This is a genomic window from Nitratireductor aquibiodomus (assembly GCF_900105565.1).
GTDB lineage: Bacteria > Pseudomonadota > Alphaproteobacteria > Rhizobiales > Rhizobiaceae > Nitratireductor > Nitratireductor aquibiodomus.
In genome coordinates, this window is record NZ_FNSL01000001.1 from 3827942 (window position 1) to 3850206 (window position 22265).

The following is a 22265-nucleotide window of genomic DNA, read 5'->3' on the forward strand; positions in this document are numbered from 1 at the left end:
TGCCGCAGCGTCAGGTATCTATCGGGACGGTATGGTCGCGGAAAAAACGGGCTGCGCCTTCTTCGTCGACCTCGCCGGCGGCCACGAGAAGAACGAGTTGAATGACGTCTTCCTGCTCGGCTTCCATGCTGAGCCCGTTGAAGAAGAGAAAAAGGTCGGCCGCAGCGAGGCCGGTACGCTTGTTTCCGTCAACGAACGGATGGTTTTTTACGATACCAAACAGGTACGCTGCTGCGAGCGCACACAGATCCGGTTCCTCGTAGGCCTGTTTCTGCAGCGGGCGATGAAGCGCAGATTCCAGCGCACCTTCATCGCGGACGCCACTGGCACCGCCGTGAAGGCGCAACTGCTCGACATGCAGCGCTTCGACGAAGTCACGTGAGTGAAACTCTGTCACTTGGCCAGAACGCGGTAGGCCGTTTCGTATTTCTTCATCCGCTCTCGAGCGATCTTCATCTTTCGCTCGAATTCTTCGGGATCATCCGCGGGAGGACGAAGGCGCAGTTCGGTCCCGTCCTCAAGAAGGTTGAGCGTGTCGCCAGCACGCAGATTGTAACGCTCAAGCACCTCCTTCGGCAGGATGACACCTTCCGAATTGCCGATCTTGCGAATGGTCACGTTCATGGCTTTGGCTCCGTCTGTTATAACTTAAGGTATAACATGGCGCCGTCCATTTCAAGATCAGGGCGTCAGCCTGCTTTCAGCAGCCGGTCGAGCAGTTTTTCGGCGGCTTCGGGAATGACCGTTCCGGGCGGGAAGATTTCGGCCGCACCGGCCTCGCGCACGGCTTCGAAATCGTCGGGCGGGATGACGCCGCCGGCCACCAGGAGAATGTCGCCATGGCCGCGTTTTTCAAGCGCTGTCTTGAGCTCGGGGATAAGGGTGAGATGGCCGGCGGCCAGCGAGGAGGCACCGACGATCTGGACGTCGTTGGCAATGGCCAGTTCGGCCACTTCCTCCGGGGTCTGGAACATGGCACCGACCGTGACCTCGAAACCGAGGTCGCCGAATGCGGTGGCAATGACCTTCTGGCCGCGATCGTGCCCGTCCTGACCGATCTTGGCGATCAGGATGCGCGGGGCGGCGCCGGTCTTCTTGCGGAATTTTGCCACTTTCTGCTGGGCGCGTTCGAAGGAGGAGAGATCGCCTACCTCCTTGCGGTAGACGCCGGAAATGGTGCGGATTTCCGCCACATGACGGCCAAAGGCCTTCTCAAGGGCTGTGGAGATCTCGCCCACCGTGGCCTTCGCGCGTGCGGCGCGCACGGCGAATTCGAGCAGGTTTCCGTCTTCTGCGGCTGCGCGCGTGAGGGCTTCAAGCGCGCTTTCTGTCTCGGCCACGTCGCGGGTGCCCTTGAGCTGCTGCAGCTTCGCGAGCTGGCGGGCGCGGACCTCGGCATTGTCGACCTTTAAAACGTCGACCTCGGTGTCGCGCTCGGGCTGGAAGCGGTTGACGCCGACCACTGTCTGTTCGCCTGAATCGATGCGCGCCTGGGTGCGGGCTGCAGCTTCCTCGATGCGCATTTTCGGCACGCCCTTTTCGATGGCCGCAGCCATGCCGCCGAGGCTTTCCACCTCTTCGATGTGTTTGAGCGCACGATGGGCGAGGTCGTGGGTGAGGCGTTCGACGAAATGGGAGCCGCCCCATGGGTCGATCATGCGGGTCGTGCCTGATTCAAGCTGCAGGATAAGCTGCGTGTTGCGGGCAATGCGCGCGGAATGGTCGGTCGGCAGCGCCAGCGCCTCATCGAAGGCGTTGGTGTGGAGCGACTGGGTGTGGCCCTGGGTGGCGGCCATGGCCTCGACCATGGTGCGCACGATGTTGTTGTAGGGATCCTGCGCCGTCAGCGACCAGCCGGAGGTCTGGCAATGGGTGCGCAGGGAGAGTGAACGCTCTTTCTTCGGCGCAAAATTCTTTTGAAGAAGTGTCGCCCAGAGAAGGCGCGCGGCACGCATCTTGGCAACTTCCATGAAGAAGTTCATGCCGATGGCCCAGAAGAAGGACAGGCGCGGTGCGAAACGGTCGATATCGAGCCCGGCGGCAATGCCGGCACGGGCATACTCGATGCCGTCGGCAATGGTGTAGGCAAGCTCCAGATCCGCCGTCGCGCCGGCTTCCTGCATGTGGTAGCCGGAGATGGATATGGAGTTGAATTTCGGCATGTTCTCCGCCGTGTAGGAGAAAATGTCAGAAATGATCCGCATCGATGGCTTGGGCGGGTAGATATAGGTGTTGCGGACCATGAACTCCTTCAGGATGTCGTTCTGAATGGTGCCTGAAAGGTCTTTCTGAGCGACACCCTGTTCTTCCGCCGCGACGATGTAGAGCGCCATGATCGGCAGGACCGCGCCGTTCATGGTCATCGACACGCTCATTTTATCGAGCGGGATGCCGTCGAAGAGCTGGCGCATGTCGAGGATGGAATCGATCGCCACACCGGCCATGCCCACATCGCCGGCAACGCGGGGGTGGTCGCTGTCATAACCGCGATGGGTGGCAAGGTCGAAGGCGACCGAGAGGCCTTTTTGCCCGGCTGCCAGATTGCGCCGGTAGAAGGCGTTGGATTCCTCTGCCGTGGAGAAACCGGCATATTGGCGGATCGTCCATGGCTGGCGCGCATACATGGTGGGGTAGGGGCCGCGAATGAAGGGCGCGGCGCCCGGATAGGTGTCAAGAAAGCGCAGACCCTTCAGGTCGTCTTGCGAATAGAAGGATTTGATCTCGATGCCCTCGGGCGTGGCCGTGGGCGGGGTCTTTGCTGGAAGAGGCGATGTGTCCGGATTCGACCAGCCGATGCTGGCAAAATCCGGGATCATGCGATGCCTCCTCCGGTCTCATCCAGACGCTGCGCCAGGAGCGGCTGACAGCGCACGGCGGCCGTTTCTCCCGAGAAGTCGGGCGATTCGGCCTTCAACGTCCTGACAGGACGCTCTTCCGCGGCGGGATAGATCGTCGTGCCGACAATGGGCTTCTTGCCATCATTGATGCGCTGCTCGCGGCGCTCGCGCATCTCAAGCACGCGTTCCTGAATGTGGCCATTCATCAGGCTGCGCAGCACGCCCCCCTCGCTCTCGATGCGGCGGAACTCGTCCCAGGCCTTCTCGCAAAGGGCTGCGGTAAGCGTTTCCATGCCGCCGGCGCCGGCGGCGGGATCGATGATCAGGTCGAGATGGCTCTCGCCGGAGAGAATAAGCTGCGTGTTGCGGGCAAGCCGTCTTGCATCTTCGTCCGGCAGACCGTGGACGATGGTGTGCGGCAGGACGGACAGCGAATCGGCACCGCCGACAGCGGCGGCAAATGCGGCGATGGTGGTGCGCAGCGTGTTGGTTTCTGGATCCTTCGCGGTCATCATCCGATAGGAGGTTTCGGCATGGATCGTCGCCAGCGACGGTTCGATGGAGCAGGTCTCCTGAACGCGCGCCCAGAGGCGGCGCAGAGCCCTGATCTTGGCGATGGACAGGAACTGGTCCTGATCGACGCATAGCGAGAAGCCGATATGCGGTGCGGCGTAGACAAGCGGCTGGCGGGCCTGCTCGAACATGCGCAGATGCGAGACCGCGGAGGCCAGCATGATGCCGAGCTCCTGTGCCTCGGAAGCGCCCGCATTGTGAAACACACGGCCATCGCCCTCAAGCAGGATGCCTGGCAGGTCCATGGCGAAAAAACCCGCAAAGGACTGCGGCATGGAGGCTTCGAGCGCCTCGATCGACATGCGCAGCTTGCCGGTGCCGGCGAAGGTGGCGGCCGGCGAAATGCCGAAGGACAGCGTCATGGCGGCCGGGTTGATGCGGCGCTCGGTGAAAATCTGCGTCAGCCAGTCGACTATGGCGCGGCTACTGGGATTTGCATCCATGCGCAGGTGCAGACCCTGAAGGTCGATGCCGTCGAGCGCTTTGGCAACCGCTTCGGGCGTGGCGGGAAGGCCATAGCCGAATGCGTTGGGAGCACCTTCGAAAACGAGCGCGAGCCCGGTTGCTCCCTGGGCAATGTCTTCCTTTGCCTGACGGTTCGCGCGGACCGGATCGGGATCGTCCATACGCTGGACGGTGGCCCAGCCGGACTTGTCCCGCCCGCGGGCAAGCGGCTTGGCATCCTGCATCCGCTCATAGAGCGCGCGCATGGAGATGTTGTCGTCCGTCTGCCAGGAAAGCGCCTCGGGACCGGCTTCTCCCTTGAGAGATTCGATCACCAGATCGCGCCAGCGCTCCTGGTCGATCTGAGGAAACTTCACCTTTTTCAGGATCGCGCGATCCATCATGCCTCCCGATTCGCCGTTGGCCCGGAAATCCATGCCGCAAAGTGGGCAATGAATCCCGAGGGCAACCACCCGTTCATTGAGGGACAAGTTTAGGACGCCACAGGAGACGCCGCAATGCACAATAGGCCGAATAGCCGGCTAGCGTTGCAGGAAAGCCGCGCTTTACTTCACGCACAACGGCGTTGAGACTTTATGCGAGGCTGACTATACGGAAGAGCACCAAGTTTCAGCGGGACCGGCAAGCGAGGCGGAATTCAGATGGCGGAAGACAGTATCTTTCTGGGGGCCAGCCGGCATCCCGACGACAGCTACCAGCAGGCCGAGCGCCTTCTGTTGAAATACGCCAACCGGCACGGCCTCGTCACCGGGGCGACCGGCACCGGCAAGACCGTGACGCTGCAGATCCTGGCGGAAGGGTTTTCCAATGCGGGCGTGCCGGTCTTCTGCGCCGATGTGAAGGGGGACCTTTCGGGCATCGCCATGATGGGCGAGGAGAAGGATTTTCTTTCCAAACGGGCTGATACGATCAAGCTCGATCCATACGCCTTCCAGGAATTTCCGGTCATCTTCTGGGACCTCTTCGGCGAGAAGGGGCATCCGATCCGTACGACCATTTCAGAGATGGGGCCGCTGCTTCTGTCGCGGCTGATGAACCTTTCGGATGCGCAGGAAGGCGTTCTGAACATCGCTTTCCGCATCGCCGACGAGGAAGGTCTCCTTCTTCTGGACATGAAGGACCTGCAGGCGCTTCTCGTTCACGTGGCCGACCGCGCCGACGAGATCGGCACGCGCTACGGCAATGTGTCGAAACAGTCGGTGGGCGCGATCCAGCGGACGCTTCTTGTGCTTGAACAGCAGGGAGCGAACTTCTTCTTTGGCGAGCCCGCGCTCAAGATTAGCGACATCATGCGCACCACGCCGGACGGGCGGGGCGCCATCAATGTGCTGGCCGCCGACAAGCTGATGATGAACCCGCGTCTTTACGCGACGTTTCTGCTCTGGCTTTTGTCGGAACTCTTCGAGGAGCTGCCGGAAGTGGGTGATCCGGACCGGCCACGGCTGGTCTTCTTCTTTGATGAAGCGCATCTGCTTTTCGATGAAGCGCCAAAAATTCTGGTCGACCGTGTCGAACAGGTTGTCCGCCTCATTCGCTCGAAGGGTGTCGGTGTCTATTTTGTCACCCAGAACCCGCTCGATGTGCCCGAAACCGTGCTGAGCCAGCTCGGCAACCGCATACAGCATGCGTTGCGCGCCTATACGCCGCGCGAGCAGAAGGCGGTGAAGACGGCAGCAGACACGTTCAGGCCCAATCCGGACTTCGACTGTTTCGAGGCGATCACCAAGCTCGGGGTCGGCGAGGCGCTGGTCTCGACGCTGGAATCAAAGGGCGTTCCATCCATGGTTCAGCGGACGTTGATCCGCCCGCCTGCATCCAGACTGGGGCCCATCACGGACGCTGAGCGCGACAGGCTTTTGAAGGCAAGCCCGGTGTTCGGTCAGTATGACGAGAGCGTCGACCGCGAATCGGCTTTCGAAATCCTGCAGAAGAAGGCGGCCGACAAGGCAAAGGCCGAGGCAGAAGCCCAGAAGGCCGAGGAGGCGGGTGAGGTCGATGAGCGTTCGCGCTGGTCGCTGCCGGACTTCGGCGATGGCGGCACGAGCACGAAGACGCGGCGCAAGACCACCACCACACGCCGGCGCACATCCAACCGCCAGTCGGTGACGGAAGCGGCGATCAAATCCGTAGTGCGTTCCGTGGGTACGTCACTTGGCCGTGCCCTGGTGCGGGGCATTCTCGGTAGTTTGAAAAAGGGGCGCTAGAGCGCCCCTTAGAGTTCCATCATGAAAGGACTGCCGGCTTAAACGCTGCGCAGGCCGGAGGTGACGAGGATCGGGGAACCGTCCGGGACGCGATTATAAAGATCGATGACGTCCTGGTTGATCATGCGCACGCAGCCCGACGAAACCGATTTGCCGATGGTCCACCATTCAGGCGAGCCGTGGACGCGGTAAAGCGTGTCCTTGCCGTCTTCGAAGATGTAGAGCGCGCGGGCGCCGAGCGGATTGGAAACGCCAGGCTGCATGCCACCAAGCCACTGGTCGTTGGCCTTGTCGTATTCTGCGCGATACTTCTCGAGCTCGGGACGGCGGTCGATCATCTCCGCAGGCGGGAACCAGCGCGGCCACTGCTGCTTGTACTTGATCTCGGCGCGGCCGGCCCATTCGAACCCGGCGCGGCCAAGGCCAACGCCGTAGCGCATGGCGCGGCCACGTTCACGCACGAGATAGAGAAAATGATTGGCGGTATCGACGACGATGGTGCCGGGACGCTCGCCTGTCGGATCAGCGACTTCCTGACGATAGTAACGCGGGTTGATCTTTTCGATCGGCACTGCGGGAATGTCGTATCCTGCATCAGTGACGGCTCCATACATGGAGCTGTATTGCACCGGGCCGGGCTCAGGCTCGGGCCGCTCGACGATTCTGGGCGTGTCACCTGAACTGCTGACACATGCGGACAGGCCAAGCGACGCGGCGCCAGCGGCGGTCATGGACAGGAAGCGGCGCCGGTTAAGGGATCGTGCGGCAATGGGAGAATTGGACATGGTTTCTTCGTAGACTCGCGTTTCGTCAGGACCGGTGAGAACGAACGTTCCATGTGAACGCCCACTCACCCTGGGACAACCCCACTTTCCCTCCCTGGGATCCGAAGAGTTATCGGAGTGTGCTTGATAGACCGAGTGACTTCGACTTGAAGGTGAAAAATGCCTCACGCACACAAGTTATCGATCAGGTGTGTTATAGATGCATCATAACACGGGAGGGCATGACGAAGAGAAGCCGCTACGACACCAGCCCGTCAAGAGAGGGAAGGATGAGATCGGGCGGGAAATCTTCATACTCGTCGGGCTGGCCGGTCCGATTGAGCCAGACCGTGCGGAAACCGAATTGGTGCGCGCCGGCAATATCCCAGCGATTTGACGACTGAAACGAAACGGTCTCCGGATAGAGACGCCAGGTGTTTGTCACCATTTCGTAAACGCTCTGATCCGTCTTGAAGCGGCGGACGCTCTCGACCGAGAAAACTTCGTCCAGAACGGAATCGAGGGCCGATGAACGGATCGCCGATTCAAGCATTGCCGGTGAGCCGTTCGACAGAATCGCGAGGCGGGCACCACCCGCCTTCAGTGCTTTGAGAACCGCCGGCACTTCCTCGTAGCAGTCGAGTTGCCAATAGGCATCGAGAAGATCCTGCCGCAGGCGCGGATCGACGGACGGTATTTTCGCGAAGGCGTAATCAAGCGCCCGCTCCGTCATCGTCCAGAAGTCCTGATACTGACCCATGAGTGTGAAAACCCATGAATATTCGAGCTGTTTCGCACGCCACAGTTCCGAAAACCGCTGTCCTTCCGGGCCTATTTCGCCTGCGTGGCGGCGCACGGCCGCATGTACGTCGAACAGCGTGCCATATGCATCGAAGACGAAAGCCGCGTGGCGCATGAAGACTCCTTCTGTGTGTTCTCTACTTGACCGCACCTGCCAACGCCGGTCAAGAAACGCCATCTGGCCCCATCGATAGCGATGCAGGAACGATTGACGAAACCCGATAAAGCCATTTCGATGAACGGCACGAAGCGTTGAAGAATTCGCATCTCTGCCGAGATGCGTGCGCAATCACAGGAAGGAAAACACAGCATGACCGTGGTGAGCGAAGTCCAATCGACGACCTGGACCTATGTTGACGGCGATTGGCACGAGGGGAACGTACCGCTCATCGGTCCGCGTAGTCATGCCATGTGGCTCGGTTCCACCGTGTTCGATGGTGCCCGCTGGTTCGAGAACGTGGCCCCTGACCTTGATCTTCACGCCGGCCGTGTCAATGCGTCGGCAGCCAATCTCGGCCTCTCGCCGAAAGTCTCGGCCGATGAGATCGTCGGGTTGACGAAGGACGGCCTGAAAAAGTTCGACGGCAGGACGGCTGTTTACATCCGGCCAATGTACTGGGGTGAGCATGGCGGTTATATGGGCGTTCCTGCCGATCCTGAATCGAGCCGGTTCTGCCTTTGTCTGTATGAGGCACCGATGCTGGAGCCGACCGGGTTCTCGGTGACCGTCTCGCCCTTCCGTCGGCCGACCTTCGAAACCGCGCCGACAAATGCGAAGGCGGGGTGCCTTTATCCCAACAATGGCCGCGCGATCATGGAAGCGCGCAGCCGCGGCTATGACAATGCGCTGGTGCTCGACATGCTCGGCAATGTCGCCGAAACTGGCAGCTCAAACATCTTCATGGTGAAGGACGGCGTGGTCTTCACGCCTGCGCCGAATGGCACCTTCCTTTCAGGCATCACGCGCAGCCGCGTGATTACGCTCCTGCGCGAGGCCGGTGTCGAGGTGGTCGAGAAAACGCTCTCGGTGAAGGATTTCCTCGATGCGGATGAGGTCTTCTCCTCCGGCAATCATTCCAAGGTCGTGCCGGTGAGCAGGGTCGAAGACCAGAATTATCAGGCCGGGCCTGTGGCCAAAAAGGCGCGTGACCTCTATTGGGAGTGGGCCCATTCCGGGCTGCCCGCCTGACGCGCCGGGAACAATCGGGAGCGATGGGTATTGTCTCACTGGAGACGCACCCCCATCTGCGTCCTGCAGAATTCAACCACCTGTACGAGGGAGTTTACCACCATGGCTTTTGAACTGCCGGATCTGCCTTATGATTATGAGGCCCTGCAGCCCTTCATGTCGAAGGAGACGCTGGAGTACCACCACGACAAGCACCACAAGGCCTATGTCGACAATGGCAACAAGCTTGCGGCTGAAGCAGGAATGGACGGCCTTTCCCTCGAAGAGGTCGTAAAGCAGTCCCACGGCAAGAATGCCGGCCTGTTCAACAATGCAGCCCAGCACTACAACCACGTTCATTTCTGGAAGTGGATGAAGAAGGGCGGCGGCGGCACCAGCCTGCCGGGCGCGCTGGCCAAGGCGATCGACAGCGATCTCGGGGGCTACGACAAGTTCCGCGCCGACTTCATCAATGCGGGCGCGACGCAGTTCGGCTCCGGCTGGGCCTGGCTCGCCGTCAAGAACGGCAAGCTGGAAATCATGAAGACCCCGAATGGCGAGAATCCGCTCATTCATGATGCCAAGCCGATCCTGGGCGTGGATGTGTGGGAGCACTCCTATTACATCGACTACCGCAATGCGCGCCCGAAATACCTCGAGGCTTTCGTCGACAGCCTGATCAACTGGGATTACGTGCTGGAGCTTTACGAGCAGGCTTCGTAATTGCGATAGAGCATCGGACCGAAAAGTGGAATCCGGTTTTCGGGCTATTCCGATGCTCCATTCATAGCTTAGATCGTCCTTTGTGCGTCCGGACGGACGCACGACGATCCAGGCGATTTCACAATCAGTACAGTCTCGAACTGTACCAAAGGGCTCGGCCAGCGCCGGGCCTTTTTGATTCGCCGGACCATCTCGGTCCGTATGCGCCTTCACGAAACCGTGAGTGCGCATTCTGGAATAAATGCGGGTCAGGGGCGTTGGTCGGGGTATTGTTCGAACAAATCACCGGAGGGTTCTCATGAAGAAATTTGCGCTTGCCGTTTCCGCACTCTGCTTATCCGTTTCTGCTGTTGCCGCGGCGGACGATCCGATTGCCGTGCGCAAGGCGATCATGCAGGCGAATGCCGCTTCTGCAGGGCTTGCTGGCGCGATGATGAAACGGGAACTGGAATACAACCCCGCCATCGCCAAGGCGGCCATTCTGACGCTGAGCGCGAGTGCGAAATCCTTTGGTGATTTCTTCCCCGAAGGCTCGGGCGACGGCGACACAACGGCCGCACCTGCCATCTGGGGCGATGCAGCAGGCTTTCAGGCCGCGCTCGACAAGTACATGACCGACACGGCGGCTGCCGTTGAAGCCTCCGGTAAAGACGGTCCTGCCGACCTTGCCGCCTTCCAGGCTGCGATCGGGCCCGTCTTCGGAAACTGCAAGAGCTGCCACGAGAATTTCCGCGTGCAGAACAACTGATCCGGGACATTTAGAGCTGTCATGAAGAAGACATTGCTGACCACCGCTCTCGTGGCCATCGCGGGCGGTGGAGTGGCGTTATGGATGCTGAGCGCTCCGACCTCACTGGAGGCCGGGGCACTTGGCGCGCTTGAAGCGCCGGACGTGGCGCGTGGCGAACAGGTTTTCTGGGCCGGCGGCTGTGCCTCGTGCCATGCCCGCCCCGGGGCTGACGGCGATGCGCGGCTGGAGCTTGCGGGCGGGGTGGAACTGAAGTCCGATTTCGGGACCTTTGTCGCACCCAACATCTCGCCGCATCCTGAGGACGGCATTGGCAGGTGGAGCGATATGGATTTCGCCAATGCGATGCTGCACGGCGTTTCTCCTGCGGGCGAGCACTACTACCCTGCATTCCCCTATCCTTCCTATGCAAGGATGACGGCGCAGGATGTGAGCGACCTCTTTGCCTTCCTGAAGATGCTGCCGGAAGTGGAAGGTGATGCGGGGGAGCATAAACTCTCCTTCCCTTTCACAATGCGCCGGGGCATCGGGCTCTGGAAGCTCGCCTTCATGCATGAAGCGCCGGTGCTCGCGCTTGGTTCCGACGCTTCGGAGGCGGAAAAGCGCGGACAATATCTGGTGGAGGGGGCAGGCCATTGCGGCGAATGCCACACGCCGCGGAATTTTGCCGGCGGGCAGCTTTACGACCAGTGGCTTGCCGGAGCCGTGTCGGCGGAAGGCGAGGGGGTCGTGCCCAACGTCACCTCCGGCGATGGCGGGATCGATTCCTGGTCGGCTGGCGACATCGCCTATTATCTGGAGAGCGGGTTTACGCCGGAGTTCGATTCGGTCGGCGGGGCCATGGTCTCCGTCCAGAAGAACATGGCCCGGCTTTCCAGGGAAGACCGCGAGGCGATTGCCGCCTATCTGAAGGCGGTGCCTGCGAGGCCTAATGGCTATCCATCGTCCCGGTAACTTTTAGCACGAAGGCATAGGTGAGCGCCTTTTCCTCGAGCCGCGAAAAGCGGCCCGAGGCTCCGGCGTGTCCAGCATCGAGATTGGTCTTCAGCAGGACCGGGTGGTCGCCGCCCTTGCGATCACGCAGCCTTGCAACCCATTTAGCCGGTTCCCAGTAGGTGACGCGCGGGTCGGTGAGACCGGCAAGCGCCAGAATGGGCGGATAGTCCTTCGCGCCCACATTGTCGTAGGGCGAATAGGCCGCGATGGTGTCGTAATCCTCGCGCGCGGCAATTGGATTGCCCCATTCGGGCCATTCAGGCGGGGTGAGCGGCAGCGTGTCGTCGAGCATGGTGTTGAGCACATCGACGAAGGGCACGGCGGCGACAATGCCGCCGAACGCTTCCGGCGCCATGTTCGCAACCGCACCCATGAGCATGCCGCCGGCCGAGCCGCCCTCGGCGACGATGCGGTCGTGGCTGGTATAACCCTCGGCCACCAGATGGCGGGCGGCGGCGATGAAATCGGTAAACGTGTTGACCTTCTTCTCGCGTTTCCCGTCCTCGTACCAGGCGTACCCCTTTTCCTTGCCGCCGCGGATATGAGCGATAGCGTAGACGAAGCCGCGATCGACCAGCGACAGGCAGTTGGTGCTGAAGGAGGCGGGCATGGCCATGCCGTAGGCGCCGTAGCCGTAGAGCAGGCAGGGGGCGGAGCCGTCGAGCGCGATGCCCTTGCGATAGACGAGGGACACCGGCACCAGTTCGCCATCGGGAGCCGGGGCCATCAGACGGCGCGTGACATAGTCATCCGGATTGTGACCGGACGGCACCTCCTGCGTTTTCAGGAGCGTGCGGGTGCGGGTGCGCATGTCGTAGTCGAAGACCTGCTCCGGCGTGGTCATCGAGGAATAGGAGAAGCGGAGCGTATCGGTTGCGTATTCGTAGGACCCCTGAAGGCCCAGCGAATAGGCCTCTTCGTCGAAGGCGATGGTATGCTCCGAACCATCGTGGCGGTCGCGGATGACGATGCGCGGCAGACTGTCCTTCCGCTCGAGACGGACGAGGTAATCGGCGAAGGCCATGATTGCGAGGATCAGGCGGCCGGGCTCGTGGGGCACGAGATCCTGCCAGTTTTCGCGCGAGGGATCGCTGGCCGGCGCGGTGACGATCTTGAAATCCCTGGCGCCGTCCGCATTGGTGAGGATGAAGAAGATGTCGCCGCCTTCTTCAAGATCATACTGAAGGCCGGTCTCGCGTGGGGCGACCAGGCGCGGCGCGGCTTCGGGATCATTCGCCGGCAGGATGTGGCACTCCGACGTTTCGTGATCGTGGGCGGAAATGTAGACCCATTCCTGTGTACGGCTGCCGGAGACGCCGACGAAGAAGCCCGGATCGGCCTCCTCATAGACCAGGCGATCCTCGTCGGGGTTTGCGCCGACGCGATGGAAAAACACTTTCGAGGGGCGGTGGTTTTCATCAAGGCGGGTGTAGAAAAAGCCGTCGCTTGCCGCATCCCACACACCGCCGCCGCCGGTCTCGGCGACCGTGTCGGCTAGGTCTTCGCCGGTGGCGAGGTCGCGCACGCTGATCGTGTAGAGTTCAGAACCCTTGTCGTCATGGCCCCACAGGAGACGCCTGTGATCGGGCGAATGGTCGACGCCGCCGACGCGGAAATAGCTTTTGCCTTCGGCTTCCCGGTCGCCGTCGAGCAGGGTCTCCTCAGTGCCGCCCGCGCTCGGCAGGCGGAAGAAGCGGGGATATTCGCCGCCGGTGCGGAAGCCTGCGGCATAGGCATAGGGGCCGTCTCTGGCCGGTACCGAGGTTTCGTCTTCCTTGATGCGGCCGCGCATCTCGGCAACGAGTGTTTTCTGCAAGGCTTCCGTATCGGCCATGAGCGCTGCCTGATAGGCATTCTCGGCTTCGAGGTGGGCACGGATGTCGTCGGCGAGAAGGCTCGGGTCGCGCAGGACCTCCTGCCAGTTCTCGGCGCGCATCCACGCGTATTCATCCGTGCGCTCGATGCCGTGACGCGTGTCTTTTACGGGATGCGCGCGGGGCGAGGGGGCTTTTGCGTCCGTGGCGAACGGTCTGGAAGTCATGAGGTTACCTTGTGGATATCTGCAGGAGGCGCGCGGGATGCGCCGCAGGGATTGCTCCATACATGTCCCGACCGAATGGGGCATGGCAATGGCCTGTTGTGTTTTTCAGGCGGCTTCGGGAACCGGGACATATCCGGTGAACGGGTTTTGCATCTGGCGTGATGGGTGGTTTAAGCTGTGCAATCTCCTGTGAATGGCGGCGTTTCATCGCGCTTTACAGGTCGGTTTACGCCTTGTGGTGCCTGAGGCGAGTGTTTATGTCACCGTAAGTTTTTCAAACGTGTCCTGAAACACGAATTTAGTTGGGGAGAGTTCATGACGGCAGACGGCCAGTGGCTGACATTTCTCGCTCTGTTGCTGCCGTTTGCAGCCGCCGCCATCGCACCAGTGCTGACAAAAGCGCTGAAACACAACGCGGCATGGGTGCTGGCCCTGGCCCCCGCTCTCATCTTTCTGCATTTCACTGGCTTTGTCGGAACGATCTCCAGTGGAGAGACGCTGACCGGGGGCTATGTGTGGATCCCGAGTTTGTCGGTCGATTTTTCCTGGTTTCTCGACGGTCTTTCCGTCACGTTTGCGCTGCTGATCACGGGTATCGGCGCGCTGATCGTGCTTTATGCGGGTGGTTATCTGAAGGGACATGAACATCAGGGGCGCTTTTTCTCGTTCATCCTGATGTTCATGGGGTCCATGCTGGGCCTTGTGGTGGCCGATTCCTTCCTGACCCTGTTCGTTTTCTGGGAATTGACCTCGATCACATCGTTCCTGCTGATCGGCTTCGATCATTCACGGGAAGCCTCCAGGCGTGCCGCACTGCAGGCGCTTGTGGTGACGGGGCTTGGCGGGCTTTCGCTTCTGGCCGGCCTTCTGGTGATCTGGAGCGCTACGGGCGTTACCTCCATGTCGGCGCTGCTCGCAAGCGAAAGCGCGCTGCGCGATGCACCTCTTTACATGGCTGCGCTGGTCCTGGTTCTTGGCGGCGCGTTTACGAAATCGGCGCAGTTCCCGTTCCACTTCTGGCTTCCCAACGCGATGGAAGCGCCGACGCCCGTTTCGGCCTATCTGCACTCGGCCACGATGGTGAAGGCCGGTGTCTATCTCCTGATGCGCCTCAATCCGGTGCTCGGCGACACTGCGGCATGGGAGACGATCCTGCCCGTCTTTGGCGGCACCACGCTGCTCGTCGGCACGCTTCTGGCGGTGCGTCAGACGGATTTGAAGCTGATGCTGGCCTATACCACTGTGGCCTCGCTCGGCCTGCTTGTCATGCTGACGGGTGTGGGTTCGGAGAAGGCCGTTGAGGCGGCGGTGCTCTACCTGGTGGCACATTCCATGTTCAAGGGCGCACTTTTCATGGTGGCGGGCCTGGTGGATCATGAATCGGGCACCCGCGACATCACGAAACTGGGTGGCCTGCGCAAGGCGATGCCGGTCACCTTTGCCGCTGCGGTTCTGGCTGCCGCGTCGATGGGTGGCGTTCCGCTGTTTTTCGGCTTCCTCGCCAAGGAGGAAATTTACGCCGGTCTCGGTTTTGCCGATGGCTGGACCACGCTGCTGACACTGGTGGCGCTCGCCGGCAACGGCCTGATGTTCGCCATCGGCTTTGCCGTGGCGCTGAAACCGTTCCTCGGCGCGAAGACTGAAACGCCCAAACATGCGCATGAAGGGCCGATCCTGCTCTGGCTCGGGCCACTCGTTCTGGCGGGACTGGGGCTGGTCTCGGCCCTGCTTTCAGGCGTGAGCCACGAACTCGTCAGCAGCCCGATGTCGACGGCCGTTCTCGGCGAGCCCGTAACGGTGACGATCTCGACCGTGCCGCATATCGGCCTGCCACTCGCACTCTCGGTGTTAACCGTGGCGCTGGGCATTCTGGTTTTCATCATGCTGGGGCAGGGGCGTGCCACCATGGCCGGCATTCTCGCCGCCATCGGCTGGGGACCGGACAAGGGCTTTGACCAGGTGATGCGCGGCCTGACCCGCCTGTCTTTCCGCGTCACCAACATCATCCAGAATGGCCGCCTCGACTACTACATGACGGCGACATTCATCGCTGTCGCCGTCGCTGTTCTGGTCCCTATGGGGCTTTACGATGAATGGCCCGCGGCGCCGCAGTTTCCAAGAATGCCGTTCTATGAATGGACAGTTCTGCTGATTGCGCTGATCGGGCTTGGTGCGGTGATCTATGCGCGTGACCGGCTAACCGCCATTGTCTCCCTCGGCATTCAGGGATTTGCGGTCGCGCTGATCTTCATGCTGCTTGGCGCTCCGGACCTCTCCTTCACCCAGTTCATGGTGGAGACGCTGTCCGTCGTCATTCTGGCCCTTGTCATGACGCGGCTGCGCCTGTCGCCGACCGATCATCGTCCGACGGGCGAAAAGCTGCTCGACATTGCCGTGGCCGGAACGTGCGGTGCGGCATTGGGGCTGATGCTGCTGCGCGTGACGCAGGTGCCGTTCAACACCGAACTCAGCGATTTCTTCTCGCAATATTCCCGCGTGATCGCCCATGGCCGCAACATCGTCAACGTGATCCTCGTCGACTTCCGCGGAACGGATACGCTGGGCGAGATCGCCGTGGTGATGATCGCCGGCCTTGCCATTCTGGCCCTGGTGCGCATCCGCAGTGTGAAGCCGCTGGCCGACAACAAAGAGGAGCGGTGAGATATGCGCACACTGATCTTCCGAACCGTCGCCCCCTATCTTACAAGCCTGATGATCCTGTTCTCCGTGTTTGTGCTTCTGCGCGGACACAATGAGCCGGGGGGCGGGTTTATCGGAGGGCTGATCGCTGCGTCGGCCTTCGCGATCTACGGTATTGCCTGCGGCGTTTCACCAGTGCGCCGCGCACTCTATTTCCACCCCATGGCGATCTCGGGGTTCGGATTGCTGGTGTCGGCGATTTCGGGATGGCTGTCCTTCGCCTTCGACGTACCCTTCATGACAGGGCTCTGGGTCAAGGTGAGCGTTCTCGGTGTCCCCGTGGACCTCTCCACGGTTCTGTTCTTCGATATCGGCGTTTACCTCGTCGTCCTTGGCTCGATCACCTCGATTGCGCTCGCCCTTGAAGAAAGGGAGCATGGATAATGGAAGTCGCCCTCTCCTTTGTGGTCAGCGTGTTCTTTGCTGTTGCCATTTATCTCATGCTGTCAAAGCACATCATTCGCATTCTCCTGGGGGTATCGATCTTCGGCAATGCGGTGAACCTGTCCATCTTCACAGCTGGCCGGCTGATGCGCGAGGTTCCGCCGATCATTCCCGAGGCATTGCAGACACCGGAGATCGCCACCGCCAATCCGCTCCCGCAGGCGCTGGTCCTGACGGCGATCGTGATCTCGTTCTCGCTCTTCGCCTTCCTGCTTGTGCTGGCATTCCGCGCCTATCAGGAACTGGGAACCGACGACACGGACGGTATGCGCGTTGCCGAACCCGAGGGTGAGCCGATGCCCCCGCTTGGATACTGAGACACCGATGGCCGCTGAAACGATCGATATTTCCAACGCAATGGTGACAGAGCCGACGGTGCTGGGCGACTGGATGCTGGTGGCCCCGATCGGGGTGCCGATCCTCTTCGGCGCCGTGCTGCTCATGGTTCGTCACGAAACCCGGCTGCATGCGGGCATTGCCATTGCTGGGCTGCTCCTGACGCTGGCCGCGAATGCGGCACTCCTTCTGCAGGTGCTGGCGGACGGGCCGCAGGTGATGACGATGGGGCGCTGGCTGCCGCCCTTCGGCATATCCTTTACCGCGGATGCGCTTGGCGCGTCGCTTGCCTTTGTCGCGACGCTGGTCGCGACTGTCTGCGCGCTCTATGCGATGAGGGACATTGGCGCGACCGGCCGGCGCTACGGCTTCTACCCGTTCCTGATGCTTCTGATGGCGGGGGTCGGCGGGTCATTTCTGACGGGCGATATTTTCAATCTCTATGTCTGGTTCGAGGTGTTTCTGATCTCGTCCTTCGGTCTTCTGATACTCGGATCGACCGACCGCCAGCTCGACGGCGCGACCAAATACGCCATTCTGAACCTGGTGGGCACGACACTGTTCCTGACCGCGACCGCCTACCTTTACGGTACGTTCGGAACACTCAACATGGCCGACATTGCGCGCAGGGCCGGTGCCATGCGCGAGACCGGGCCACTGATGACGCTGAGCGTCCTCTACCTGCTCGCGTTCGGCATGAAGGCCGCCGCGTTCCCCGTCAATTTCTGGCTTCCTGCCTCCTATCACACCCCTCGCATCGTCACGGCGGCGCTGTTTGGCGGTGTGCTGACCAAGGTTGGCGTTTATGCGCTTCTGCGCGTTCTGGTGATGCTGTTCCCCATCGAGCGGGCGGAGCTTTCCGGCGTCATCGCCTGGGTGGCTGCCGGCACGATGGTGCTCGGCATCATGGGCGCGATCGCGCAGTCGGATATTCGCCGCGTTCTGGGCTTCGTGGTGATTTCCGGCGTCGGTGTGATGCTTGCGGGGCTCGCATTGGGAACCGAGACGGGACTGACGGGGACGATCCTCTATGCGTTCCATTCCGTTCTGGCGATGACGGCGCTTTATCTTCTGGCCGGCGTGATCAAGGAGCTTGGCGGGAGCTATTCGCTGCATGAACTGGGCGGGCTCTACCGTGCCTATCCGGCGATGGGGGCTTTCGCGCTTGTTCTTATGCTTGCCGTGGCAGGGCTGCCGCCGGCATCCGGTCTGTGGCCGAAAGTGCTGCTTGTACGGGCTTCGCTGGAAGCCGGCTGGCCCTGGCTCTCCTTCGCCATTCTGCTGACGGGGCTTTTGACCACGATCGCCCTCGGGCGCGTCTATATCCTGGCGATCTGGCGCAACAGGCCACAGGAGGCTCCTTCCGATGAGGTGGTTGCGGGCGCCCCCGGCTATGGATACGCCTCAATGACCCTGCTGTGCGTCCCGATTATCCTGCTTGGCGTTTATCCGGAACCGTTCATCCAGGTGGCCGAGGCTGCCGCTGCCGGGCTTCTGGATGCATCGGGTTATATTGGTGCGGTGTTTCCAGCGGAGGCAGCGCAATGAGACTGTCCCTGATCAACATCATTCTGGCGCTGATATGGACCGCGGTGAGCGGTTCCTTCACCCTGCCGAATTTCATTTTCGGTTTTCTCCTCGGTGCCGCTGCGCTTTACCTTATCCGCGAACAGGTCGGGTCGCTGGGGTATTTTGCGCGCAGCATGCGGGTGGTCTCGCTCGCGCTTCTTTTTCTCTACGAACTGGTGCTATCGGCCTGGCGGGTCGCTCTTCTCGTCCTGTCGCCGAAAATGGACCTGAAACCCGGCATCTTTGCCTATCCGCTCAAGGTCGACCGGGATTTCGAGATTACGCTTCTGGCAAACCTGATCACGCTGACGCCGGGAACCCTGTCTGTCGACGTTTCGGAGGATCGCCGCTTTCTCTATGTCCATGCCATAGACTGCTCCGACCCTGATGAACTTCGGCGTGACATTGCCGAAGGTTTTGAACGAAAGATCATGGAGGCGTTTCGATGAGCGCCAGTGAAGAATTTCTCGTCTTTGCCGAGTTTATTGCGCTCGCATTGCTGAGCCTGTCTTTTCTGCTGACGGTTGTTCGTGTTCTGGTGGGACCGAGCCTGCCAGACCGCGTGCTTGCCCTTGATATGCTGGTAACCATCGCCATCGGCTTCATAGCGGTTATCGGCATTCGCACCGGGTTCACGCTTTATCTCGATATCGCCATCGCTCTGGGGCTTGTCGGCTTTCTCGCAACGGTGGCGTTTGCCCGCTTCGTTCTCAGCCGTCGGTATGAGCAGGAGTTCGTAAAGCGCGATACGCTGGGCATTTACGGCGACAAGGAGCAGTGATGGGCGACGTGTTCAACATACTTACGGGCCTGCTCATCATTATTGGCGCAGCGTTCACGCTGATCGCTGCGATCGGCATTTTGAGATTGCCCGATCTTTACACGCGCATGCATGCTGCATCCAAGGCCGGGACGCTCGGATCGGGACTCATGCTTATCGCGCTGGCAATCTTTGCGCAGGACCAGGCCATCGTGACGCGTGCGCTGGCGGCGGTGGTTTTCTTTCTGCTTACCGCGCCGATATCTGCACACCTTCTGGCCAAGGCCGCCTATGCGGCAGGCTACAGGCTCTGGGGGCAGTCGGTACACGACGAGATGGCAACGCCTCAAAGCGCCGGTTCGCTTCCGGGCGAAGATAGAAGAAGTGAAGAAGAATAGAGAAAGTTTTTCTTCCAGTATTCTTTTTTAATTTTTCATGACGTCTCTTTCCGAACGAAAGACGCGGACCGGTGTGGTTTCGCACGTTTCGCATGCGTGCAGTCGCTTCTCCGCGCGCTCCAGTCTCCGATTGTTACGCAATGCGCGGAAAAATTGATAAGGTCGACTTAGATTAGCCCTCAGTTTAAGATCAAACTTATCTGATTTTTGGAATGAATTTCGAATTTTTGAGATGGGATAAACAATCTGATTTCGCGTTCTGATAGTATTAATTTGAAATTGTGAGTTGACCGGCCGGAGGAAAAGAACGATATGATTGCGGCTTGTCGGGAATCGATCAAAAAATGCCTGAAGAACTAAAGATTCCTACAGACACCTCATCACTGGCGGCATGAGGTTGTGGTTTTGAATTTACGTTGGGGCAAGGTAACGAAATGAACGAAGATTCTGTAAAAAACGATGATACTCTTATTGAACTGACCGCAGACGTCGTTGCTGCTTATGTCAGCAACAATCCTGTTCCTGCATCCGAACTTTCCAATTTGATTGCGGACGTTCATGCAGCGCTCGGTCGAGTGAGCGGCACTCCGGAAGCTCCGCCTGCTGAAAAGCAGAAGCCGGCTGTAAATCCGAAACGCTCCGTGCATGAAGACTATATCATCTGTCTTGAGGACGGGAAAAAGTTCAAGTCGCTCAAGCGCCATCTGATGACGCATTACAGCATGACGCCGGAGCAGTACCGGGAAAAATGGGGCCTGGATGCCAATTACCCCATGGTCGCTCCGAGCTATGCCGTGGCACGTTCGAAACTTGCCAAGCAGATGGGCTTAGGACGCAAGCGCAAGGAAAAATAGCGTTTGGCGCGGCGAGGCGTCAGAGTAATTTTCTCCGAGGCGGCGCAATCTGCGCCGCTTTTTTTATGTTCCCGGCCAACATCTCACGATGTGGGCGGGCCGTGCGGTTGCCCATCGCCGTTCAATGGTGAAGCGGAACGTTTTGTGCTTCGTTCGACGCCAGGCGCTTGAGCGCCTGGCTGAGGGCTATGTGGCGGTTGAGGTCGTAGCTCCAGTGATTGCGCGCACCCTTCAGACGCTCGCGCTCCATCAGCCGTCTGAGGCGACGAAGAATGTTGATGCGCTCGGCGCCCGAGCTTTGCTGCGCCTTTTGCAGATCCAGTCCGCCCGTCAGGAACAGCGCTGCTGTCTGCCGCGCGTTCTCGTAGCGCTGCCGCTTGGCTTCGCGGAAGGTCAGGCTCTCCTGCTTTATCGATGTCATGCTCAACCCTTTTTGTCGTGAGCGACAACTATGCGGGCCTCTGGCGGTGCGGGGATAAACCAGTGCTGAAAATTGCAGGCCGGCTTTACTTCTTCTGTGATTTCAAACCTTTGCAGGATTTCAGCGGATTATCTGTTCGTAATTTGTTCCCGGGTGTGGATGTCTAGGGTATAAGAATTTATTCCTCTTTCCTGTGAAGGGATAAAGCCTGTGCATTCAAACGCTGCCAAATCATCGGAACAAAGAGAAGGGCGGATCGGAACGCCTGGAGAACAGTCACCCGCAATGCTGCATCGCCGTTTGAGCCCGGTTGCGGAGGAGCGTGTCGGGGAGGTTTGCGAATGTGTTCTCGACATCGTTGCCGCACTCTTCAACGTGAGTGGGCGTGAGCTGCGCGAAACACGGCGCTCTTCTACCAGCGTGACGCGCGTGCGGCAGATCGGCATGTACGCTGCGCACGTGGTTCTTGGGCTCAACATGACCGAGGTGGGGCGCGGCTTCGGGCGCGACAGAACCACGGTCCAGTACGCCTGTCATATCATCGAGGACATGCGTGACGACGAGGAGTTCGACCGGATTGTTTTGATGACGGAACGCATCACTGCCGCGGCGTTCCGCAACATGGAGCTGCGTTGACATGGCTGCATTCAAGGAAGAGGTGCGCCATGCGCGCGAACGCCGGCGCTGTCTGCGGTTTCTGCAGAAGGGGCCGGCCTGGCAACAGCGCGGCGCGAAGGGGGGATGCGTGCTGCTCGACGGCGGTGAGCGGGGCACGGTTTCGGTATCTCTTACCGTGCTGGGAGCGCTGGAGAAGGATGATCTCCTGCGCTGCAGTGAGGGCAGGGTTGTGTTGACTGCAACAGGTGTCGCCTGCGCGCGGCGGCTGGCAGCGCGCCGGGATCCTTTCAGGGGCCAGCATTGGGAGATTGAACGCAGGGTGCTGCAGCAGGGGACTGAGAAGGAGATCGTTTCGGCGACACTCAGTGAATCTCCGCTTGCGCAACTGGCGCGCCGGCGGACACGCAACGGCGAGCCCTTTCTGACCCGGGCGGAATTCGACGCTGGAGAGAAATTGCGCGCGGATTACACCTGCGGGCAGATCATGCCGCGGCTGAGCGCGAACTGGATGGCGACCGTTGCAGCGGGAAAGCGCGGCGCGGCGGCCGGAGGCGGCGTGGAACTCACGGACGCTGCTCTGGCCGCGCGTCAGCGTGTCGACCGCGCGCTCGATGCCGTCGGGCCGGAACTGGCCGGCATCCTCGTCGACATATGCTGCTTCCTGAAGGGGGTTGAGCAGGTGGAAACGGAGAGGGGCTGGCCCGTCCGCTCGGCCAAGGTGGTGCTGAAAACCGCACTCGGCGCGCTCGCGCGGCACTACGAGCCGTCTTCCGGCGCTCGAGGCGACAAATCTCGGCCCATCCTGCACTGGGGCGTGGAGAACTACCGACCGAAGCTCGCCTGAA

The 22265-nt window shown here is 60.5% G+C and carries 23 protein-coding genes; 15 read left to right on the forward strand and 8 right to left on the reverse strand.

The genetic code is table 11. The features are described from left to right. Positions 1–10: 10 nt before the first annotated feature. From BLW55_RS18035 to BLW55_RS18050, 4 genes are all read right to left on the reverse strand, one after another. On the reverse strand, positions 11–397 hold the full coding sequence (locus BLW55_RS18035; protein ID WP_090329699.1) for a type II toxin-antitoxin system death-on-curing family toxin: 387 nt from the start codon (positions 395–397) through the stop codon (positions 11–13). After that, entirely contained in the window at positions 394–624 is a 231-nt protein-coding gene (locus tag BLW55_RS18040) for an AbrB/MazE/SpoVT family DNA-binding domain-containing protein (RefSeq protein ID WP_025030611.1), read from the reverse strand. The genes BLW55_RS18035 and BLW55_RS18040 overlap by 4 nt, the downstream gene beginning before the upstream one ends. Before the next feature lie 65 nt (positions 625–689). Beyond that, complete coding sequence (scpA, locus tag BLW55_RS18045; protein ID WP_090329700.1) at positions 690–2816, reverse strand: methylmalonyl-CoA mutase; 2127 nt, start codon at positions 2814–2816, stop codon at positions 690–692. Continuing rightward, positions 2813–4258 (reverse strand): methylmalonyl-CoA mutase family protein, encoded by a 1446-nt coding sequence (locus BLW55_RS18050; protein WP_090330060.1) that lies wholly within the window; start codon positions 4256–4258, stop codon positions 2813–2815. Before BLW55_RS18050 ends, scpA begins: the two co-directional genes overlap by 4 nt. A gap of 258 nt (positions 4259–4516) precedes the next feature. Between BLW55_RS18050 and BLW55_RS18055 the strand changes: the two genes are divergently transcribed. Then, positions 4517–6079, forward strand: a complete 1563-nt coding sequence (locus BLW55_RS18055; protein ID WP_090329701.1) for a helicase HerA-like C-terminal domain-containing protein — start codon at positions 4517–4519, stop codon at positions 6077–6079. A 38-nt stretch (positions 6080–6117) separates the two neighbouring features. Here the strand turns inward: BLW55_RS18055 and BLW55_RS18060 are convergent, their stop codons facing one another. Together BLW55_RS18060 and BLW55_RS18065 are read right to left on the reverse strand one after the other, a co-directional pair. Continuing rightward, positions 6118–6864: a L,D-transpeptidase gene (locus tag BLW55_RS18060; protein ID WP_143038457.1), complete on the reverse strand. Its 747-nt coding sequence runs from the start codon at positions 6862–6864 to the stop codon at positions 6118–6120. A gap of 238 nt (positions 6865–7102) precedes the next feature. After that, a complete protein-coding gene (locus BLW55_RS18065; protein ID WP_090329703.1) occupies positions 7103–7759 on the reverse strand; it encodes a haloacid dehalogenase type II in 657 nt (218 codons plus the stop codon). A gap of 195 nt (positions 7760–7954) precedes the next feature. Between BLW55_RS18065 and BLW55_RS18070 the strand changes: the two genes are divergently transcribed. The 4 genes from BLW55_RS18070 (at position 7955) to BLW55_RS18085 (ending at position 11237) form a co-directional block, all read left to right on the forward strand. Continuing rightward, entirely contained in the window at positions 7955–8833 is an 879-nt protein-coding gene (locus BLW55_RS18070; RefSeq protein WP_090329704.1) for a branched-chain amino acid aminotransferase, read from the forward strand. A gap of 102 nt (positions 8834–8935) precedes the next feature. Then, positions 8936–9535, forward strand: coding sequence for a superoxide dismutase (locus BLW55_RS18075; protein WP_065818434.1), 600 nt, complete (start codon positions 8936–8938; stop codon positions 9533–9535). 298 nt (positions 9536–9833) lie between these two features. Then, positions 9834–10283, forward strand: coding sequence for a c-type cytochrome (locus BLW55_RS18080; RefSeq protein ID WP_090329705.1), 450 nt, complete (start codon positions 9834–9836; stop codon positions 10281–10283). A gap of 21 nt (positions 10284–10304) precedes the next feature. Beyond that, on the forward strand, positions 10305–11237 hold the full coding sequence (locus BLW55_RS18085) for a cytochrome c (protein WP_090329706.1): 933 nt from the start codon (positions 10305–10307) through the stop codon (positions 11235–11237). Here the strand turns inward: BLW55_RS18085 and BLW55_RS18090 are convergent. Continuing rightward, positions 11212–13320 (reverse strand): S9 family peptidase, encoded by a 2109-nt coding sequence (locus BLW55_RS18090; RefSeq protein WP_090329707.1) that lies wholly within the window; start codon positions 13318–13320, stop codon positions 11212–11214. The two genes, BLW55_RS18085 and BLW55_RS18090, sit on opposite strands and share 26 nt — an antisense overlap. Before the next feature lie 315 nt (positions 13321–13635). On the opposite strand from BLW55_RS18090, the gene BLW55_RS18095 reads away from it, so the two are divergent. The 8 genes from BLW55_RS18095 to BLW55_RS18130 all read left to right on the forward strand — a co-directional run bounded on the left by BLW55_RS18095 (position 13636) and on the right by BLW55_RS18130 (position 20381). Beyond that, positions 13636–15981, forward strand: a complete 2346-nt coding sequence (locus BLW55_RS18095) for a putative monovalent cation/H+ antiporter subunit A (protein WP_090329708.1) — start codon at positions 13636–13638, stop codon at positions 15979–15981. A 3-nt stretch (positions 15982–15984) separates the two neighbouring features. Further along, positions 15985–16404: a Na+/H+ antiporter subunit B gene (locus BLW55_RS18100; protein ID WP_007008407.1), complete on the forward strand. Its 420-nt coding sequence runs from the start codon at positions 15985–15987 to the stop codon at positions 16402–16404. Beyond that, a complete protein-coding gene (locus BLW55_RS18105) occupies positions 16404–16781 on the forward strand; it encodes a Na+/H+ antiporter subunit C (RefSeq protein WP_007008408.1) in 378 nt (125 codons plus the stop codon). Before BLW55_RS18100 ends, BLW55_RS18105 begins: the two co-directional genes overlap by 1 nt. A gap of 7 nt (positions 16782–16788) precedes the next feature. Beyond that, positions 16789–18348 (forward strand): Na+/H+ antiporter subunit D, encoded by a 1560-nt coding sequence (locus tag BLW55_RS18110; protein ID WP_007008409.1) that lies wholly within the window; start codon positions 16789–16791, stop codon positions 18346–18348. Continuing rightward, entirely contained in the window at positions 18345–18818 is a 474-nt protein-coding gene (locus tag BLW55_RS18115) for a Na+/H+ antiporter subunit E (protein ID WP_090329709.1), read from the forward strand. Before BLW55_RS18110 ends, BLW55_RS18115 begins: the two co-directional genes overlap by 4 nt. Further along, positions 18815–19150, forward strand: a complete 336-nt coding sequence (locus BLW55_RS18120) for a cation:proton antiporter (RefSeq protein WP_025030603.1) — start codon at positions 18815–18817, stop codon at positions 19148–19150. Before BLW55_RS18115 ends, BLW55_RS18120 begins: the two co-directional genes overlap by 4 nt. Next, positions 19150–19527 carry a monovalent cation/H(+) antiporter subunit G gene (gene mnhG, locus BLW55_RS18125; protein ID WP_025030602.1) on the forward strand — a complete coding sequence of 126 codons (378 nt, stop codon included), beginning with the start codon at positions 19150–19152 and terminating at the stop codon, positions 19525–19527. Before BLW55_RS18120 ends, mnhG begins: the two co-directional genes overlap by 1 nt. Before the next feature lie 434 nt (positions 19528–19961). Next, positions 19962–20381, forward strand: coding sequence for a Ros/MucR family transcriptional regulator (locus tag BLW55_RS18130; RefSeq protein WP_007008412.1), 420 nt, complete (start codon positions 19962–19964; stop codon positions 20379–20381). Between the two features lie 121 nt (positions 20382–20502). Here BLW55_RS18130 and BLW55_RS18135 read toward each other — a convergent pair whose 3' ends face one another. Continuing rightward, entirely contained in the window at positions 20503–20802 is a 300-nt protein-coding gene (locus tag BLW55_RS18135) for a cytoplasmic protein (RefSeq protein WP_090329710.1), read from the reverse strand. Between the two features lie 285 nt (positions 20803–21087). On the opposite strand from BLW55_RS18135, the gene BLW55_RS18140 reads away from it, so the two are divergent. Together BLW55_RS18140 and BLW55_RS18145 are read left to right on the forward strand one after the other, a co-directional pair. Continuing rightward, positions 21088–21438 (forward strand): helix-turn-helix domain-containing protein, encoded by a 351-nt coding sequence (locus tag BLW55_RS18140; protein ID WP_007008414.1) that lies wholly within the window; start codon positions 21088–21090, stop codon positions 21436–21438. A 1-nt stretch (position 21439) separates the two neighbouring features. Continuing rightward, a complete protein-coding gene (locus BLW55_RS18145; RefSeq protein WP_090329711.1) occupies positions 21440–22264 on the forward strand; it encodes a DUF6456 domain-containing protein in 825 nt (274 codons plus the stop codon). The last annotated feature ends 1 nt before the right edge of the window (position 22265 follow it).

Bases quoted from the DNA above. Each gene is read 5' to 3' on its own strand.
- BLW55_RS18040 (WP_025030611.1), bottom strand. From the start codon at position 624: ATGAACGTGACCATTCGCAAGATCGGCAATTCGGAAGGTGTCATCCTG.
- scpA (WP_090329700.1), bottom strand. From the start codon at position 2,816: ATGATCCCGGATTTTGCCAGCATCGGCTGGTCGAATCCGGACACATCG.
- BLW55_RS18050 (WP_090330060.1), bottom strand. From the start codon at position 4,258: ATGATGGATCGCGCGATCCTGAAAAAGGTGAAGTTTCCTCAGATCGAC.
- BLW55_RS18055 (WP_090329701.1), top strand. From the start codon at position 4,517: ATGGCGGAAGACAGTATCTTTCTGGGGGCCAGCCGGCATCCCGACGAC.
- BLW55_RS18060 (WP_143038457.1), bottom strand. From the start codon at position 6,864: ATGTCCAATTCTCCCATTGCCGCACGATCCCTTAACCGGCGCCGCTTC.
- BLW55_RS18065 (WP_090329703.1), bottom strand. From the start codon at position 7,759: ATGCGCCACGCGGCTTTCGTCTTCGATGCATATGGCACGCTGTTCGAC.
- BLW55_RS18070 (WP_090329704.1), top strand. From the start codon at position 7,955: ATGACCGTGGTGAGCGAAGTCCAATCGACGACCTGGACCTATGTTGAC.
- BLW55_RS18075 (WP_065818434.1), top strand. From the start codon at position 8,936: ATGGCTTTTGAACTGCCGGATCTGCCTTATGATTATGAGGCCCTGCAG.
- BLW55_RS18080 (WP_090329705.1), top strand. From the start codon at position 9,834: ATGAAGAAATTTGCGCTTGCCGTTTCCGCACTCTGCTTATCCGTTTCT.
- BLW55_RS18085 (WP_090329706.1), top strand. From the start codon at position 10,305: ATGAAGAAGACATTGCTGACCACCGCTCTCGTGGCCATCGCGGGCGGT.
- BLW55_RS18090 (WP_090329707.1), bottom strand. From the start codon at position 13,320: ATGACTTCCAGACCGTTCGCCACGGACGCAAAAGCCCCCTCGCCCCGC.
- BLW55_RS18095 (WP_090329708.1), top strand. From the start codon at position 13,636: ATGACGGCAGACGGCCAGTGGCTGACATTTCTCGCTCTGTTGCTGCCG.
- BLW55_RS18100 (WP_007008407.1), top strand. From the start codon at position 15,985: ATGCGCACACTGATCTTCCGAACCGTCGCCCCCTATCTTACAAGCCTG.
- BLW55_RS18105 (WP_007008408.1), top strand. From the start codon at position 16,404: ATGGAAGTCGCCCTCTCCTTTGTGGTCAGCGTGTTCTTTGCTGTTGCC.
- BLW55_RS18110 (WP_007008409.1), top strand. From the start codon at position 16,789: ATGGCCGCTGAAACGATCGATATTTCCAACGCAATGGTGACAGAGCCG.
- BLW55_RS18115 (WP_090329709.1), top strand. From the start codon at position 18,345: ATGAGACTGTCCCTGATCAACATCATTCTGGCGCTGATATGGACCGCG.
- BLW55_RS18120 (WP_025030603.1), top strand. From the start codon at position 18,815: ATGAGCGCCAGTGAAGAATTTCTCGTCTTTGCCGAGTTTATTGCGCTC.
- mnhG (WP_025030602.1), top strand. From the start codon at position 19,150: ATGGGCGACGTGTTCAACATACTTACGGGCCTGCTCATCATTATTGGC.
- BLW55_RS18130 (WP_007008412.1), top strand. From the start codon at position 19,962: ATGAACGAAGATTCTGTAAAAAACGATGATACTCTTATTGAACTGACC.
- BLW55_RS18135 (WP_090329710.1), bottom strand. From the start codon at position 20,802: ATGACATCGATAAAGCAGGAGAGCCTGACCTTCCGCGAAGCCAAGCGG.
- BLW55_RS18140 (WP_007008414.1), top strand. From the start codon at position 21,088: ATGCTGCATCGCCGTTTGAGCCCGGTTGCGGAGGAGCGTGTCGGGGAG.
- BLW55_RS18145 (WP_090329711.1), top strand. From the start codon at position 21,440: ATGGCTGCATTCAAGGAAGAGGTGCGCCATGCGCGCGAACGCCGGCGC.